13 protein-coding genes are annotated in these 16730 nt (G+C 63.2%); 11 read left to right on the forward strand and 2 right to left on the reverse strand.

Going from position 1 to position 16730, the window contains the following annotated elements; all coding sequences use genetic code 11:
- The first annotated feature begins 86 nt into the window (after positions 1–86).
- The 11 genes from ACOGXE_RS06970 (at position 87) to ACOGXE_RS07020 (ending at position 15339) form a co-directional block, all read left to right on the forward strand.
- Complete coding sequence (locus ACOGXE_RS06970) at positions 87–1514, forward strand: cadherin-like beta sandwich domain-containing protein (protein ID WP_419933220.1); 1428 nt, start codon at positions 87–89, stop codon at positions 1512–1514.
- Between the two features lie 1682 nt (positions 1515–3196).
- Positions 3197–4387, forward strand: a complete 1191-nt coding sequence (locus ACOGXE_RS06975; protein ID WP_419933221.1) for an ROK family protein — start codon at positions 3197–3199, stop codon at positions 4385–4387.
- Positions 4384–5634 (forward strand): M20 family metallopeptidase, encoded by a 1251-nt coding sequence (locus ACOGXE_RS06980; RefSeq protein WP_419933222.1) that lies wholly within the window; start codon positions 4384–4386, stop codon positions 5632–5634. The genes ACOGXE_RS06975 and ACOGXE_RS06980 overlap by 4 nt, the downstream gene beginning before the upstream one ends.
- A gap of 20 nt (positions 5635–5654) precedes the next feature.
- A complete protein-coding gene (locus ACOGXE_RS06985) occupies positions 5655–6872 on the forward strand; it encodes a substrate-binding domain-containing protein (protein ID WP_419933223.1) in 1218 nt (405 codons plus the stop codon).
- A 98-nt stretch (positions 6873–6970) separates the two neighbouring features.
- Positions 6971–7942 carry an ABC transporter permease gene (locus ACOGXE_RS06990; protein ID WP_419933224.1) on the forward strand — a complete coding sequence of 324 codons (972 nt, stop codon included), beginning with the start codon at positions 6971–6973 and terminating at the stop codon, positions 7940–7942.
- A 1-nt stretch (position 7943) separates the two neighbouring features.
- Positions 7944–9152 (forward strand): alanine racemase, encoded by a 1209-nt coding sequence (locus tag ACOGXE_RS06995; protein ID WP_419933225.1) that lies wholly within the window; start codon positions 7944–7946, stop codon positions 9150–9152.
- On the forward strand, positions 9149–9922 hold the full coding sequence (locus ACOGXE_RS07000) for an ATP-binding cassette domain-containing protein (RefSeq protein ID WP_419933226.1): 774 nt from the start codon (positions 9149–9151) through the stop codon (positions 9920–9922). Before ACOGXE_RS06995 ends, ACOGXE_RS07000 begins: the two co-directional genes overlap by 4 nt.
- Entirely contained in the window at positions 9919–10755 is an 837-nt protein-coding gene (locus ACOGXE_RS07005) for an ROK family protein (protein ID WP_419933227.1), read from the forward strand. Before ACOGXE_RS07000 ends, ACOGXE_RS07005 begins: the two co-directional genes overlap by 4 nt.
- Entirely contained in the window at positions 10752–11534 is a 783-nt protein-coding gene (locus ACOGXE_RS07010) for a glucosamine-6-phosphate deaminase (protein WP_419933228.1), read from the forward strand. The genes ACOGXE_RS07005 and ACOGXE_RS07010 overlap by 4 nt, the downstream gene beginning before the upstream one ends.
- Positions 11531–12607 carry a hypothetical protein gene (locus ACOGXE_RS07015; protein WP_419933229.1) on the forward strand — a complete coding sequence of 359 codons (1077 nt, stop codon included), beginning with the start codon at positions 11531–11533 and terminating at the stop codon, positions 12605–12607. Before ACOGXE_RS07010 ends, ACOGXE_RS07015 begins: the two co-directional genes overlap by 4 nt.
- 1013 nt (positions 12608–13620) lie before the next feature.
- The gene (locus ACOGXE_RS07020; RefSeq protein WP_419933230.1) at positions 13621–15339 is read left to right on the forward strand and encodes an HNH endonuclease; all 1719 of its coding nucleotides are present in this window, start codon (positions 13621–13623) and stop codon (positions 15337–15339) included.
- A gap of 159 nt (positions 15340–15498) precedes the next feature.
- Here ACOGXE_RS07020 and ACOGXE_RS07025 read toward each other — a convergent pair whose 3' ends face one another.
- A complete protein-coding gene (locus tag ACOGXE_RS07025; protein ID WP_419933231.1) occupies positions 15499–15918 on the reverse strand; it encodes a hypothetical protein in 420 nt (139 codons plus the stop codon).
- 86 nt (positions 15919–16004) lie between these two features.
- On the reverse strand, positions 16005–16661 hold the full coding sequence (locus ACOGXE_RS07030; RefSeq protein ID WP_419933232.1) for a DUF4389 domain-containing protein: 657 nt from the start codon (positions 16659–16661) through the stop codon (positions 16005–16007).
- Positions 16662–16730: the final 69 nt, after the last annotated feature.

The raw sequence follows: 16730 nt of genomic DNA on the forward strand, positions 1-16730 counted from the left end.
AGCATCCTGCACACTTGGGACGCCGGAGTGGCGGACGAGCAACCGAAGGGACCAAACTCATCAAAGGTTGCCCGAGGCGCTACGCCTTGGAGTTCGGCAGCGCTCTGCAAATGGGGAGCCTCGCGTTCTACCGCCGTCACGGCGACTCGCTCATCTGGGACCTCCTCGAAGGCGTAATCGCCGGCGAAGAGCTAGTCGAGAGTCGTAGCGATGACCCTGCCGACTTGGACGCCTACCGGGACACAGAAAAACGGCTGGCCGTATCTCATCCATTGGTTCGCGAATTCGGTCCTACAACCCTCTCTCGACTCGATGTCGACGAACGCATCCGAAACAACTACCTGCTTGGCGACAACTGCCTCATCTGGTGCGCCTCCATGGAGCCTCAGACGCCCAAGGAGTGGGAACTGTGGCACGATTCGCTGGAGTCTCACTACGACCACACCACCTTCATCGGCGATCCGGCCGAATTCGCCCGACAGCTAGCAATGATGGCTACCTCGCAGCATGGCATCCTTGCGAGCACGCTTGAGATTCAGCATCCAACCAGTAAACACATCGAACTGTGCCATGGCCTCATTGTGTGCTATGGACCAGTCGTCTACTTGGACGATCCTCGCGCTTACATCTTGCAACTTGACGACCCATTGGAATTGATCATCCGTCGCATCTTCACCAAGACGATGGATTACCGGCATCAGCGTGAGTACAGATTCGCGATCCTCGCCGAGCACGGCCTGAGCCAGGACACTCTGCGATTGAGAGTCTCCCATGCCATGAGGCAGTCACTGAACGCTGCCAACGGCAGAACAGACGCCGGTATCCACTTGCCTGAGGTGACGCCGACGTTCTGCATGCCATCGCCACGGATCCTTCAGTGTTTTGGAGGTGCAGCAAGAGAGGGCGCCCAAGGCGGCTTCTACTGGTCAGACCACCGTGTCACAGTTCGCCCGCATCTGAGCCTCAGCGGAACTCAAGACCAGAGGAAGAGAACGCGATCAACATCTGTAAGCGACGTGCTAACGGCCGACTACGACGCCATCGAAGCAGCAATCCGAACCGAACCTCATGTATCCGACGATGCACGAGTCGCCAAGCTCACGATCGACGGCGGACCGGGCACCAAGACGGACATCTACTGCTTCGAGGGAATCCGATACAAGTTTAGGTACGTGACCAATAACGGCAGGGCGCTGTTTCGCTACACCAAGCCCCATGGCGACGACGAATATGCCCTCCTAGTCAACAACCAGAACTTTGACGACAATTTCGCGTTAAGCCATGACCACCAGCAGCTGATTCTCTCCGCCGTTCCCATGAATCCCGCAGCCAGCGTGACAATCGATCAGCCTTGTCCGAACCCTGACCTGCCGGCCAACCACGTCATGCTCTGCGAAACGTGCGACACCGAAGTGACCGTTACCGCCACGTCCGAGGACGGCACCGAGACATCGAGCTTCCAAATCGTTGTCGACCAGGCGCTACATCCGGCCAACCGCTCCCACGCCGCTTAGCGAGGAGCCTGGCCACCCCTTAGGCCATCTCCGCAGCAACTGCAGCACTGTGCAGTGCCGATTGCTCAGACAACCACATGGCGCCGAGATGTCAGATCAGCCGAAGCTGCAAGATGCTCATACCAGTGCGCCGGTTTAGCTGTCTTGCCATCCGTAGCCGTCATGATCTCCGTGACGCTCGGCCCGACGGCAAACCAGTGTCCTTAGACAGTCCGGCGGGCCGCATACCAGCTCTGCTCGTCGCTGGCTATGTGCACCTCCAAATCGCTTGACGCCCGGTGGGAGGTCTTGGCCTTACCGGCGGATCGATACGGGAACGGCTCAGGCCGAGGGAGCAAAATGCCGGTTGTCGTGAGCGATTCACCCACGGGGTTGCGGTGGGTTCGCCTGACTATCGGATCACGATGTGAGGCGCTGCGGCCTTCGGACGCTCGGCCAAGTGCGTGGCTGCAGCCGTGCACGACTATCTCAAAGCGCTCGAAGCGATCCGGCCGAAACCGAACCGGCGGGTTTCGTTTACCCACGCCGCCACCTATGGCACACGTACGGGCATGCCGCACGCCACATGGCGTCAATTCGGCGTTCCCGCGGACGTTCTCAGCAGAGCAAGAATTAGCCGGTGTTAGTACAGGCTGGTGGTCCGAGGGCGACGCTCCGCTTCGGTTCCAGCTGCCCCCAATTGCACGCGAACCCTGTTCGGCACAACCGGCAATGAGGTTTCGACCCACCAGATCTGCGCCCGTGGCGTACTCAAGCTCGCCCAGCTGAACGACAACGCCTAGGTCGGTGGCCAATAGGCGATCGGGTTACGCGCTCCTCGGGTGAAATCGACTCGTCGGCCAGTTGGTCCGACCCACTCGTCGAAGACGGGACCGCTGGTCACGAGCTTCGCTGAGAATGCCCTTCGGCCGTCCGAACGCTGAAACCAGGTGCCGATCTCGACGAGGGCCAGCGTGATGCCTTGGTGCACTGCTACGGCGTGCCGGATGCCTGCACGCTCTAGCCGGTCGGGGTTGATGCGCCACCACGCACGCGTCGAATCGACCAGTTCTCGGGACGACATGCCTTCCCGATAGCCATGCCCTTCTCGGTGATTCCCGGGCTCCAACTGGTCACGCTGCCATTGCCAAGGCCCTAACCGGACCAGAATCGCCGGAGTTGCGTCGCCATTCACTCGCTCAACCCCTCCTGGATGCATCTTCGACCTCTCGCCGTCAGCCGCGACGAGATGTCGTCAGCGACTGCCGGTTCACGCTAAGGGTCGACAACCGAGGCTGCGCCGCAGTGTGGGTCACCAGCAGCGCACCAACTGACCGACACGTTCGCGGGTCGGGCTGTCCCTTCCCTTGAGCTATCAAGGAATGCGCCTAACCGGACAGTCCGGCCCGCATCTGGGTAACCACGTAGGTCATTCCCGTTCGTTCAACCCAGTGAGCGAGCAGCGATGCGTGAACTGACGGAAATGGATCGCCCACCGGGATACCGAGCCGACTCGGCTGTACGCGCGTCGCTAGGCAAGCTGCCACCCGACTGGGACAGTCGCGGCAGCGCGATGCCGGGTGAGCACAGCCGGAAGCGGACGCTGGAAGCGGAGCGGGCGCCTAGGCCCAAAGCGTCGAGCTAAAGGGAGCGGAAGGGCGCGTCACTGCACCTCATATTTGTAAGGTAACGTTACTAACGATATGACAGAGGCGTCAGGTTCGGCCATCTTGAGGCTGCACAGCGGCCAGCGAATCGTTGACGCGCTGTTCGAAGCGCATCCGCAACGGATGTCCCGCGCGGAGGTCGCTCGGGCGACCGGACTGTCGAAGCCGACAGTGTCGGCGTTGATGGCTGATCTCGAATCGGCAGGCTTGGTGCGGGTCGCCGAGGACGATTCGCGTTCGGGCTCCATTGGCCGTCCCGCGACGCTTTACGAACTCGTGCCGTCAGCAGGTCATTGCGTCGTCGCAGACGTAGGCGCGACAAGGCTGCTCGTAGGTCTCGCTGACCTGCTCGGCAACGTCATCGCTGAGGTCGAGACCGAATCCGGGCCTGATGCTCGCGCGGCGTTGTCCACACTCGTTCGGGTTGTCTCGTCGATGGTCACAGCCTCCGATTCACCTTGTCATGCGGTGTGCGTTGGGGTGCCGGGGATCTACCGGCCGAGGCTCGACCGAGTCGAACAGTCGCTGAGCCTGCCCGGTTTCGAGGACTTGGCAGTGGCCGAGTATCTCAGCGAGGAGTTCGGCACTTCGGTGTTCGTGGAGAACGACGTGAATCTCGCTGCGCTGGGCGAATTGGCATGTCTGAGGGACGAGGAGGGCGGCGGGGACTTCGCCGCAGTGTTCGCCGGGACTGGCATCGGTCTTGGCTTGGTGGTCGACGGCGAGTTGTATCGCGGCGGCACCGGATCGGCAGGAGAGCTGGGGTCGCTGATCGTCTCTTGGCCGCATGAAGGCACGGCGCCGGTGACACTTGAGGACGTTGCGTCTGCTCCTTCGATTCGCAAGCGTCTGGGGCAGGCCGTGGAGGAAGGCCGTGAGTCGGCACTCGACTTGGCGGCAGATGTCGGTGAGATCTTCGCCGCGGCGAGCCGGGGAGATGCGGCAGCCGCCGCTGTGCTCGATGAGGTCGCTAGCGCAATGGCGCTGGCCGTTTCGCATCTCTGTCTGATCGCGGACCCGACTCGCATCGTCTTCGGCGGTCCTGTCGGCGCTGATCCGTTGTTTGTGGCCACGGTGCGGGATCGACTCGCTGGCTTGGTGGCCGTCGCTCCTGAGCTGATGGCGTCGAGCCTAGGAGAGCGAGCGACGCTCATAGGGGCGGCGTCGATGGCTCAGCGGCATGTGCGTGATTCGCTGATCGCGAAGGTGCTGGGAGCGCAGCTGTGAGCGCTGCTGCCGCCCGTGCGGCGGCGGCTGTGGACGGCGACGAGGTTGTGCGCTTGGTGCGCGAGGCGGTCGGCATTCCGAGCGTCACTCCGAACGAAGAGGAGTTCGGTCGTTGGGTGCTTGATGCCATGGGGTCCGCCGGGGGCTTCGACGACGCCGACTTGGTCGAGTTCGAGCCGGGCCGAGTCAACGTATTGGGGTCCTCCGGCGGCGGCTCCGGCCGTTCGCTGTTGCTCGCCGGGCATCTGGACACCGTTGCGACGGAGGACTGGTCCGAGCAGTGGCAGGGCACTGATCGTGCCGACCCGTTCGGCGCGCACGTGATCGACGGGGAGATCTGGGGACGCGGGGTCGCCGATCAGAAGGCAGGGATCTGCGCAATCATCGAGGCAACCACCGCCGTCTCGCGCGCCGGTCTGAGACCTGCTGGCAAAGTGTCGGCGCTGTTCATTTCCGACGAGGAGTCAGGTCAGCCCGGCAGCGGTGTGTCGGCCGGCATACGAGCAGCGGTCGAAGGGCTAAGCGGTCCGATCCCGGACGCGGATTTCGCGATCTACACCGAACCGACAACCTCCGCGATCTACACGGCACAGATGGGCTTTCTGATCGCCGATGTCACCTACACCGGCGTGTCGGCCTACTTCGGCAGACCCGAACTCGGCGTCGACGCGCTGCGAGCCGGTCACGCGCTGCTCGGTCGTCTGTGGGAATGCTCAGACACCCTGCGGCGCTCGATCCCCGCCCATGAGCTGCTCGGGGAAGCGTTCCTGCTCGTCACCTCGGTCGCCTCGGGCGGCAACATCGCTGTGCCGGGAACGTTCGAACTGTCACTCATCCGCAAAGTGCTGCCCGGCGAGAGCCTCGACGACGCAGCCGAGCAGATCCGCACGATCTCCGAAGACGTTGCCCGGGACCACCGCGTGGAGTGCGATGTCCGCTTCAGCGCCGCTCGCGACCATTCCGTTGGCGGCACGCCCGACGAGATAAGCGCGCAGCATCCCGGCGTGCTGGCGCTCGCCGAGTCCATCACGGCAATCAGCGGACAACCCGCACGTATCGAGGGCGCCCCGTACTGGTCAGAGAAGCCATTCCTACGGGACCTGGGGATTCCCAGCGTCTATTTCGCTCCCGGCGACATCTCGCACTGCCACACGCCATTCGAACGGCTCGACATCGACGAGCTGATCACGGCCACCCGAACCCTCGCGCACTTCATCGCCGAGTGGTGCGGCGCCACAGATCTGTAACCGGAACCCTGGGAGGGGACATGACCACCAACAGACGGGCATCCAAGCTGCTGCTGTGGGTGTCGCTGATTGCAGCGTTCGCCTTGTTCGCCGCTTCATGCGGCGACGACGACGACGCTGCGGCACCGGCGACGACCGCCGCGGCACCGGAACCGGAGCCCGAACCAGAACCAGAGCCGGAGCCGACGGCTGCGCCCGAGCCGGAACCCGAACCGGAGCCCGAGCCAGCACCTGAACCGCCGAAGACACAAGGTCCCGGCGGCGAGGAGGCCATAGCGTCGAGCGAGATTTCGCTGAGCGACGACGAGATCGCTCAAGTGCAAGCCGGCGGCTACACCGCAGCGCTGCTGTGGCACACGGCCGGTGCATTCACCGACGCAGTAAGCCAGGGTGCCCGCGACGCATTCGCGGAACTCGGGATCGAGGTGATCGCTGAGACGAACGCGAACTTCGACGCAGCGCAGCAGGCGAATGACGTCGAGACCGTCATGGCACAGCAACCCGACATCATCATCAGCCTCGCGATCGGTCCCGACGCAGGAGCCGAAGCCTTCCGTCCCGCCGTGGAAGCGGGCGTGCAGCTCGTGTTCCTGTCCAACATCCCGCAGGGCTACGTGCACGGCGAGGACTACGTGGGCATCGTCACCGATGACCTCGCGGCCATGGGCATCACCGCAGCGAACCTGCTCGCCGAAGCGCTCGGCGGCGAAGGCGAAGTGGGCTACATCTTCCACGACGCCGCCTACTACGTGACCAACCAACGCGACCAAGCGTTCAAAGCCTGGATGGAGATCAACTATCCCGGCATCACAATCGTCGCCGAGCAAGGACTGGCAGACCCGGCCGCCGCGGAAGAGATCGCGACAGCAATGCTGACACGTCACCCCGACCTGGACGGCATCTACGCGCCGTGGTCCGCAGGACCCGCAGACGGCGTGCTGGCAGCATTGCGCGCAGCGGGTGCATCCGATGTCGCGCTCGTGACCATGGACCTCGACACCAACGTGTCGCTGGACTTGGTCGAGGGCGGCAACGTCGTAGGCATCGCAGCCGACGAGGCATACAACCTCGGCCGCACAATGGCACTGGAAGGCGCGTACGGGCTGCTGGGCAAACCGGCGCCGGCCTTCGCTGTCGTGCCCGCAATCGGGGTGACCGCAGACAACATCGTCGAGGGATACCGGCAATCGCTGGCTGCCCATCCGCCCCAAGAGGTCCTCGACGCACTGGACCGCTAACGAGGAATCCCTCCTCGGGCTCGCGTCCCGCCGGCGGGAATCGTCGGCGGGACGCGAGGATCTCGATGTCACCCCACCAGTGAGATGCGGTCATCCACTTGACTGAGCCCGTCAGAAAACCCCTTCTGCGACGCCGACAGATCGCGGAGCCGCGCCAGTACGTGGTGTACGCCGCAGCGATCCTGATATTCGCCCTGTTCGCCGTGATATTGCGCGACGACGGATTCGTCACCACGTCGAACCTGCTGAACATCGCACGCCAGGCAGCACCGATCGCGGTCATGGCGGTCGGCATGGCGTTCGCCTTGGGCGCAGCTGAGATCGACCTGTCCGTCGGATCAGTCGCAGCGCTCTCGTCGCTGGTCGTCGCCGACGCCGTCGGGACCTTCGGCTTCTTCGGCGGTGCCGCGACAGCGCTCGCTGTCGGCCTCGGAATCGGTGCTCTGAACGGCTTCATCGCTGTCAAGGTCCGCATCCCGTCATTCCTGGTCACCCTGGGCATGCTCGGCATCGTCAGCGGCGTGGCCCGGAGCCTCAACAACCTGCAGTCGCTGCCGATCCGCAACGATCTCTACCTCGACGTCTTCGGCGCCGGATCACTCGGGCCGATCTCGTCGCTGCTCATTTGGACCGTCGTCATCGGCGCGATCGGGCATCTGGCGTTGCACCAGCTGCGCTGGGGCCGACACGTGCTCGCCGTCGGCGCCGACCGTTCCGCCGCGTCGGCAGTCGGCATCAACACCGATCGGGTCCGCATCACTGCGCTGATGGTCAGCGCAGCGGCAGCATCGTTCGCAGGGATGCTGCTGGCCGGGCGGCTCGCCATCGGCCGGCACGACCTCGGCGAGAATCTGCTTCTGACAGTGATCGCCGCCGTGGTCATCGGGGGCACGAACCTGTTCGGCGGCCGAGCGTCGGTGGTAGGCGCCATTGCAGGTTCGATCGTGATGGCAATGCTCAACAACGGGCTGATCCTCATGGGACTGCGCGTCGCAGACCAGCTCATCGCCCGCGGCGTGATCATCATCCTCGCGGTCGCGCTGAGCATGCGCGAACAGAAGGAGACCTGAGGTGTTTCTCGACGCGTTGCTGCGGCGTAACCCTAGGTTCGTCGAGACTGCGATTGCGCTGCACCAGTCTGGATCGATTCCGGCCAACAGCTACGTGCTCGACCTCGACACGATCGAATCGAACACCGAAGGTCTCTGCAGAGTCGCCGACGACTTAGGCCTCACGGTGTACGCGATGACGAAGCAGATCGGCCGCGCGGCGGCTGCGCTGGACGCGATCACAGCCGGCGGCGCCGACGGCTTCGTGGCCGTCGACATGGCTTGTGCCCGGCCAATCGTCCGAGCCGAACATTCCGTCGGGCACCTCGGACACTTGGTGCAGGTGCCGCAAAGCGAGTCCGCCGAAGCGGCCGCCCTAGAGCCCGACTTCTGGACGGTGTTCTCCCGCCGCAAGGCAGAGCGGGCGGCGGCGGCGGCGCACGCAAGCGGCCGCTCCCAGCCGCTGCTCGTGCGCGTGTTCGACGACGGAGACGAGTTCTATCCCGGACACGAGGGCGGTATCGCGCTGAGCGAGCTGCGAGCGGCAATTGACCACATCGCCACGCTTGACGGTGCGATTTTCTCCGGACTCACGACGTTCCCTGCGCTGCTGTACGACGCAGCGTCCCGGTCAGCGCAGCTGACCCCGAACATGGGCACCCTGGCACGAGCTGCGGAGATCGCACGCAAGCATCGAGCCTGCCCTGAGCGGCTCCAGATCAACGCTCCCGGGACGACGTCAACACAGGTGCTGCCGATGCTGGCCGAAGCGGGAGCGACACAGGTCGAGCCGGGCCACGGACTCAGCGGCACGACACCGCTGCACGCCGTAGAAGACCTACCCGAGTTGCCAGCGGTGCTGTACCTCAGCGAGATCGCCCACATCCACCACGGCGTCCCACTGTGCTTTGGGGGCGGGCTCTACATCGACCCGGTGTTCGGCGATTACCAGGTGCGAGCCCTCGTCGCCGACGACTCCTCGGATATCGATACTCAGCCAGTTCCGGTCGAGATGCCCAGCCCCGCAGCGATCGACTACTACGCCCGCCTCACTCCCCCGGCGCAGCACACTTTCCAGGAAGGATCCACGGTCGTATTCGGCTTCCGGATACAGGCATTCGTCACTCGCGCATTCATAGTCGGCGTCTCCGGCGTCGCCCGAGGCGAACCCCGCGTAGCCGGCATCTGGAACGGCTTCGGCGATCCGGTCACGCTCGGAGTGCAGACATGAGCGCCGCAACACCCGCTCTTGAAGCCGAGGGTCTGAGCAAGTCCTTCCGGGCGGTGCAAGCCCTCGATCAGGTAACCATCACGCTCCGCTATGGAGAGGTGACAGCGCTGCTGGGCGACAACGGGGCGGGCAAGTCGACGTTCGTGAAATGCGTCGCCGGCGTCTACACCCCCGACAGCGGCGTGCTGCGAATCGACGGCACCGAGACCACTGTTTCCTCGCCCGACGCAGCCCGCGATCTCGGCATCGAAACCGTTCACCAGACGCTTGCAGTCATCGACACTCTCGATGTAGCCGAGAACCTGTTTCTCAACCGTGAACACACACGCGGCGGGCCGATCGGCGCCTGGCTCGGTGTGCTCGACAAGAAACGCATGCGCGCTGAGACCGGGCAAATCCTCGACAAGCTGGGCATCCGCATACCGTCGCTGCGTCACGCCATGGGCACTCTGTCAGGCGGACAGCGACAAGCAGTCGCCATCGGACGGGCGACGGCATGGGGTCGGCAGATCGTCATGCTCGACGAGCCCGCCGCCGCGCTCGGCGTTGAGCAAGCAGCACGAGTCCTCGAGCTGATCCGCAACCTGCGCGACGGCGGAGCCGCAGTGCTGCTCATCACCCACAACATGGACCGAGTCACCGATGTCTGCAACCGAGCCATCGTCCTACGCCAAGGCCGCAAGACCGCCGAAGTGAATGTCAGCGATGTCACCAAAGACGACCTCGTCGCCTACATCACCGGCGCCAAGACCCAGCAGGATGGACCGTGAGCAGCTCAGCCTCCGCCGGACTTCAGGCCACGTCGCGTGCTCACGATCATCGAAGCGCCGAAGCGAGACTCCAGTTGGGCATCGACGTCGGCGGCACAAGCATCAAAGGCGCCATCATCGACCTCGGCACGGGACAGCTCGCGGGAGCTATCCACACTCGCCAGACACCCGACGCCGCAGCCCCACTGCAAGTAGCTGCGCTCGTTGAACAGATCGCCGCAGCCGAACAATGGACAGGCAGAGTCGGTGTCGCTCTGCCCGGCGTCATCGCCGGATCACGCCTGCGACACGCGCCAAACCTGTCCGGTTCCTGGGAACACGACGGCGCGCTCGACTGCCTCCGCACGCTCAAAAGCACTCCGACAGTTCTCATCAACGACGCCGACGCAGCAGGACTCGCCGAATTGACCTACGGCGGTTCACGCAACAACAGTGACGGACTCACGATCGTGCTGACATTCGGTACCGGCATCGGAAGCGCCCTGCTCCACAACGGCGCACTCATCAGCGACACCGAACTCGGCGGGATCGAGCACGATGCCGGCCGATTCGAAGACATTGCATCCGGACGCGCCATCTCCGACCACAACCTGACACCAGACCAATGGGCCGCGCGGGCTCAACCCTTCTTCGACCGGCTCGAAGCACTCCTCAACCCAAGTCGATGGGTGCTCGGCGGCGGCCTTACCGAGAACTTCCACCAATACGCATTCCGACTCGCCCTGTCCAAGCCAGTGAGTCCCGCACATCTCGGAATCCACGCCGGCATCGTCGGCGCCGCGGCCGCAGTCGGATGCTTCCCGTCCCATGTCGGCATACCAGGCGAGCAGTGAGAATCATCGTTGCGCCGGACCGGGACGCACTAGCTCATCACGTCGCAGATTGCGTTCAGCGACTCGTCTGCCAATCGAAGCCGGCGTCGCTGGGAATCGCCACCGGCGCAACGATGGAAGGGCCGCTCTCCGAACTGGTGCATCGGCACCAAGCCGGAGCGCTGAGCCTCGCCGACACCGACGTCTATCTGCTCGACGAATACCTCGGACTCAACCCCGGCGACCCACACACATTCGCCAATACGGTCCGCCGGCGCCTCGTCCAAGCAACTGACCTCTCACCGGACTCGGTGCACGCACCGAACCCGCACAACCCAGACCTCGATGCCGAGTGCGCCGACTACGAAAAGCGGGTGCGCGGCGCCCGCATCGAGCTGCAGCTGCTGGGCATCGGCACCAACGGACACATCGCCTTTAACGAACCAGGCTCTTCATTTTCCAGCACCACACGCGTGGTCCAGCTCAGCAAGCAGACCCGCGATGACAACGCCGGCGCCTTCACGCACGGCATCCGTGTGCCCGCCTCTGCGATCACACAGGGCATCGCGACGATTCTGACTGCGGCGGAATTGCTGCTCGTCGCCTGCGGACAGTCAAAGGCTCGCTCGGTGGCCCGGGCACTTGAGGGGCCGGTGACCAGATCACTGCCTGCCTCAGCACTGCGGCTGCACCACAACGCCACCGTCGTCCTCGACCCTCAAGCCGCCGCACTCCTGACGCCTGACCATCGACAGCCTCAGCAAGCAATCCACGAAACAGGAAAGGACACCCACGAATGAACAGACACCCTGGACGAAGCTCATCCGGCGGCACGCGCCGACGTGCGATCACTCTCGCGGTCGTCAGCGTCGCAGTCGCAGCGTTCATGATCAGCCACCCGGCTCAGGCGACCGGTGCCGCCGGTTCCGAAGACGCAGAGCCGTCGAAGTCCTACGAGGACTTCATCGACGCCGTCTGGATTTACGAATCCGACATCGACCCGTCGCAGCAGTCGTACTACAACGAAAACTGGAAACTGCCGGTTGTGCCGCCGTATCCCGAGGTCAGCTATCCCGGCCGCGTCATCCGGGATCTTGCCGGCGATCCCGTCTACTCCAACTCGCTGACCGTCGAGCAGTTCTTCGAGGTCATCGGGATCGCAGACCTGTACAGCCCCGATGATCCGAATCCCGACTGGAAGCTAATCCAGTCGAACGTCATCAACTACCTCGGGTTCGTCGGATTCCAGTTCCAGGAATCGGACCTCGTCGACCTCGGCTACTACAAGTTCGACACCGTGACCTTCATGCAGAACACCTACCCGGCGCACTACATCGACGTGCCCAACCACTACTGGGCCAACGGCGTCCGAGCATTCCTTGCAGAGCCTCCGCTCGCCAGCGTCCCGACGTGGGCGCGCGATGTCGTCATGTTCAGCGACGAGAACTTCACCGGCAAGAACGGCATCGCCAGCTACAAGGACTTCACGACGCCTGACAAGCACATTCTGGTCATCAAGGACCACTTCGAGAACAAGTACCACGGGATCGTGACGGGCCTGGCCGACCGAGGCAAGACGCTGCAGGAATACCTCGGCACCTACGTGTACTGGGACCAACTCGACCCCAGCGTCAGCCCGCCCCCAGGCGGACGCGCAAACAAAGTCGAGATCACGATGTCCGGACTGCTTGCAGGAGCCCACCTTCGCGGCGCCGCGGGCATCGTCTCGCTGCTCGTGGACCACAAGAACCCGTCAGACGAGAACGGCACCTACATCCTCCAGTACGTGCAGGACTATGCCGGCTACGACACGCCGTACGGCAACGATCCGATTGTGAGCGAATCCGACATTCGCGCGATCATCGGAGATTGATCGTGCGCACTGGCGCCCAGCCGGAATTGCCGCGGCGCGCCAGCGAAGAGCGTCCGCGAACGAACATGAGCGCCGAGGCGCTGTCGAACAGACCGTACTCGCGCAGTAGGAACGCTCCGGGCTGTGGGCGAGAGCTGGCTGCCACGACTGTCAAGAGTCGTCCCCTCGTCGGAATCTCATCGCTGCTCCTGCTGTCGGGCACCGGATGCGGATTATTCGACGAGCAGGCAAGCCCGGAATCCCGAGGCAGAAGAACCGCAATCGAGGTTGTAGCTGATATTGCGTGCATGCTGCTCGAAGAGTGGTGGTCATTCTGGCTCAGCTCGGGGTTTGTTGCCTGGATCGCGTGTGTCCTGGTGCATCGAATCCGAGTGCGATTCGAAATGAAGGTCAGGAGCCCTTGGGCATTTGTCGCCTACCTGATATCGGCACTGGTCGCGATAGTTGTCATGCTGACGCTCAGGTCGCTCTGCTGAGGTCAACCATCATTGCACATGCTCACATTCCACCGGTAGTTCTCGGCGCGCGGGCTGCTGACCTGAGCCTCCATAGTCGTGATCATCAGGTCAAGACTGCTGCTCAGCCGCAGTGTCAGCCTTGAGAGCCTGCACCATACAGACACGCCAAGTCACAGACATAATTGCTGCACCCAGAAAGGACAGAACTACGGCGATCACCAGCCAATTGTGCCTTTGCACAAGGATTGCGAATGACACGAAACTCAGATGAAAAATGAAACTCCACATCACGCTGCGTTCCGCAGCCTCGCTCCAAAGAGTCGCCGGATCGGTGGGTCTCGCTTTCCATCTCATGGACATGACAATAGATACACGTTGTCCCACACGGAACCTAAAGAGACATCCGCTGCACTACAGGCAGGCAGCTGGTCCTCGTCGCCATCCGTGGTCACCCAAAGATTGCGGCCTCCTCAATGGCGTCGTCGAGCATGAGGCGATATGTTCGCCAGCGCGCCTATACCCGCTTCCCAATGGTCCACACGGAGGTTATTGGACATGGATAGTCATACCGGCAATCTGACCGACGAGTATCTGACATATCACTTGGAGAACTACCTTGATCAACTCTCGCGCCCTAGCAAGAGCACTCGGCAGGCATACCGAGGAAAGCTGCGCGAGTGGTTTCGGTACGCGCTCGACGCCGGAGTCGATCCTGCGTCGCCGGACGATCAGAGCATCGAGAACTTCCGCGAAGTCCTAGTTCAGAGAGTTCAACCTGGCACAGCGCGCTCGTACATCAGTTATGTGCGTCGATGGCGAAAATACTGCGTCGCAATGGATCTGACGGCGGAATTCTCAGAAGATCCGTCGGCGGCATCTTTCGAGCCGCGTGCCTGGGTGGTGCGCGCGGGCCGCAACGGAGAGCAGGTGCAGCCCAATCTCGACAACGGCGCCGTGACCATCGAGTGGATTGGTTGGGATGCCATCAGGAAGGTTTACTCGTTTTCCACACGGGATTCATTTGGCGAATTCATCAAGCAGAACTTCAGCGACGAGCCCGCAGCGGCGCAGCGCAGCGCACGAGATCAGATATGGGACTTCTATCACCAGATCAGAGTGGGCGATGTGGTCGTCATGCCATTGACAAAGCACGGCGGAACACGTGACTGGATCGCGATCGGACGCGTCATCGGTGCCGCCCATCGAGACGAGTCATATCCTCCCGGAGCCCAGCACCGCCGAGCAGTCGAATGGCTGACTCACTCGGCCGCCAAGACACACGTGCAGGCCGAACTCCGCAAGTCAATCGACCGCCCGGGCACAGTGCGCCACGTGACGCCGCCGGGCTCCCCGGCGCGCCTGATTCACCTCGTCGAGCATGGCTTGGATCCCGGACCAGGCGAAGAAGCCCAAGAGGTCCCCGACGACCGCCGAGCCTCGGGACCTGCGCGCAGATCGACCTGGGTACTGACCTGGAACCGATCCGATTGGGACATGGACGAAGAGCACTACCAACACAACGTGTCTGCAACCGCACGCGGCGAACCGGTGCTCGCCAGATGGTCGACCGGCACACGCAAATCAGGCATCCGCAGAGGCGACAACGTCGTTCTGTTCGTACACGGTCCCGATGGCGGAATCATCGCGACGGGTCAGACAACATCGGACTCGGACGGATCAACTGCGTGGATCGACGTCGCCTGGAGCGACTGGACCACACCCGAGGACGGTCTGCCCATCGAGGCCCTCCGCGAAATCGCCCCGAATTTCTTCCGCCGGTCGATACGGGCCTCAGGCTGGAAGCTCAGCGCCGACGATGCAGCCGCCGTGATGCAGGCGTGGACAGCCCTCCAGGATGACAGCCTGCAAGCACCTCTCATCGAAATCGAAGCCGGGCTCGAGGCCGACGTCGGAGCAGACGAGGGCGCCAGCTACCAGTCTGTCGTCACCAAGTTCAAGCGCAGCCGTTGGCTGCGGCAGCGAAGCATCCAAATCAACGGCAAGCGATGCAAGGTCTGCAACATGAGCTTCGCGGATCGGTACGGGGAGTTCGCACGGGACTACATCCACGTCCACCACCTGACGCCGATCTCCGCAGGGAAAGGCAAGAGCCGCAAGGTCAACGCTCGCAAAGACCTGATACCCGTCTGCGCGAACTGCCACTTCATGCTGCACTACGGCAAGAAGACTCCCAGAACCGAAGAAGAACTAAGGCAACTCATATGCGAAGCCCCCGAAGCCAATCGGACCGAAGAAACTGACACCCGCCATTGACAACGCCCTCGTCCGCTGCCCAAGACGCACAGGACTCGCAGCCGGCTGGTAGCTGACTCGCAACGCGGACGCGTGTCGTGGAAATTGCATCGCGACAGAGCGGCAGGGCTTGTGGGACGGCACGCGTTTCGTGTGTCGGGGTCAGCAGCACGGGCTGCGTCATTCGGCCGAGTTTGGCGAAGCGCTGTCCGAGAGCAGGTCCGCTGCTTGGTGCGCAATCAGCGCCGAGAGGTTCTCCAGATCGGCTTCGCGTTCGCGTTCCGTCAGATCGAGATCGATGACGACTTCGTGACGTCGCTGCACAAGCCGTCGCAGCTCGCCAATGTTGTCAGGGTCAAGTTCGCCTTCGGGCACGACGGCTGTGGGCGTCTCGCGATATCCGACACCGACCAAGCGCGTCGCACAGAGTGCGATCATCGTCTCGACGGGTTGCACGTCGGCTTCGTCAGGTCTCCCGTTCTCCCACAACGACCGCCATTGCGCCACCAACACGCGCAGTATCTCCAGTTCCTCAGCATCGAGCGGCGGCGGCGATGCCAGCCGCGGTGGCTCGGCAGCGCGACGTCTGCGTCCGAACATCGGTGGGTCCCTTCGTTCAGAGGAGTCGGGTTTTTCGCATCAGCGCGGCACAGCAAGTCGCGCTGTCAGGTGCCGAGTCGCCAGCGCTAGCGCAGCGAGAACGGCGGGTAGCGGTCGGTTATCAGCAGCCACATGTAGGCACCGACCCGCAGGCCCCAGCGGTGCACGCCCAGCACGAAGTCGAACAGCCCTCGGGGGTAGCGGCCGGTGAAGAGGATCGCGAACCACGCGATCACGACGCAGATGATCGCTGCCACTGCCAGCACAGCCAACACGATGTAGTGCGGGATCGCGAGCAGCCATTTGACCAACGGCAGCCAGCGCTTGAGGTCTCGGCCCGCATCGGGATAATCCAAGTCGAGCGCAACGGCTTGTTCTTCGTCGGTCGACGGGTACTCGTCGCGCATCATCGACAGGTAGGCGTTGACGCGGGCACTGAACCGCGTCAGCTCCAAGTTCCAGTCGAACCACCAGCGGGGATACTTGCGTCGGAACAGCAGCATCAGCAGCGTCGGCCCGAAGAGCCCGCCGGCGGTGACTACCGCTGCCGCGTTCGTTTGGCCGGGGTCCCAGTTGCTGGCGATGGAGCCGGACACCAGACCGGCGACGATTGCGATCGGTATGACCAGAATGATCCGGAAGAACGTCTTGGCCCGGCTGAGCCCTCCTTCGGGATACTCGACATCCAGTCTCGCTGGGTAGTCGTCTTCTGCGGGCGCGCTCGCGCCTTCGGTGGTTGACATGGATATCCCTCCTGAGAAGATGTCCGATCGGACGATTGAGGCCGGTGCCTCGGAGAATTCTGGGTCTCC

The organism is Candidatus Poriferisodalis sp., assembly GCF_965208555.1.
In the GTDB taxonomy this organism is placed as follows: domain Bacteria; phylum Actinomycetota; class Acidimicrobiia; order Acidimicrobiales; family Poriferisodalaceae; genus Poriferisodalis.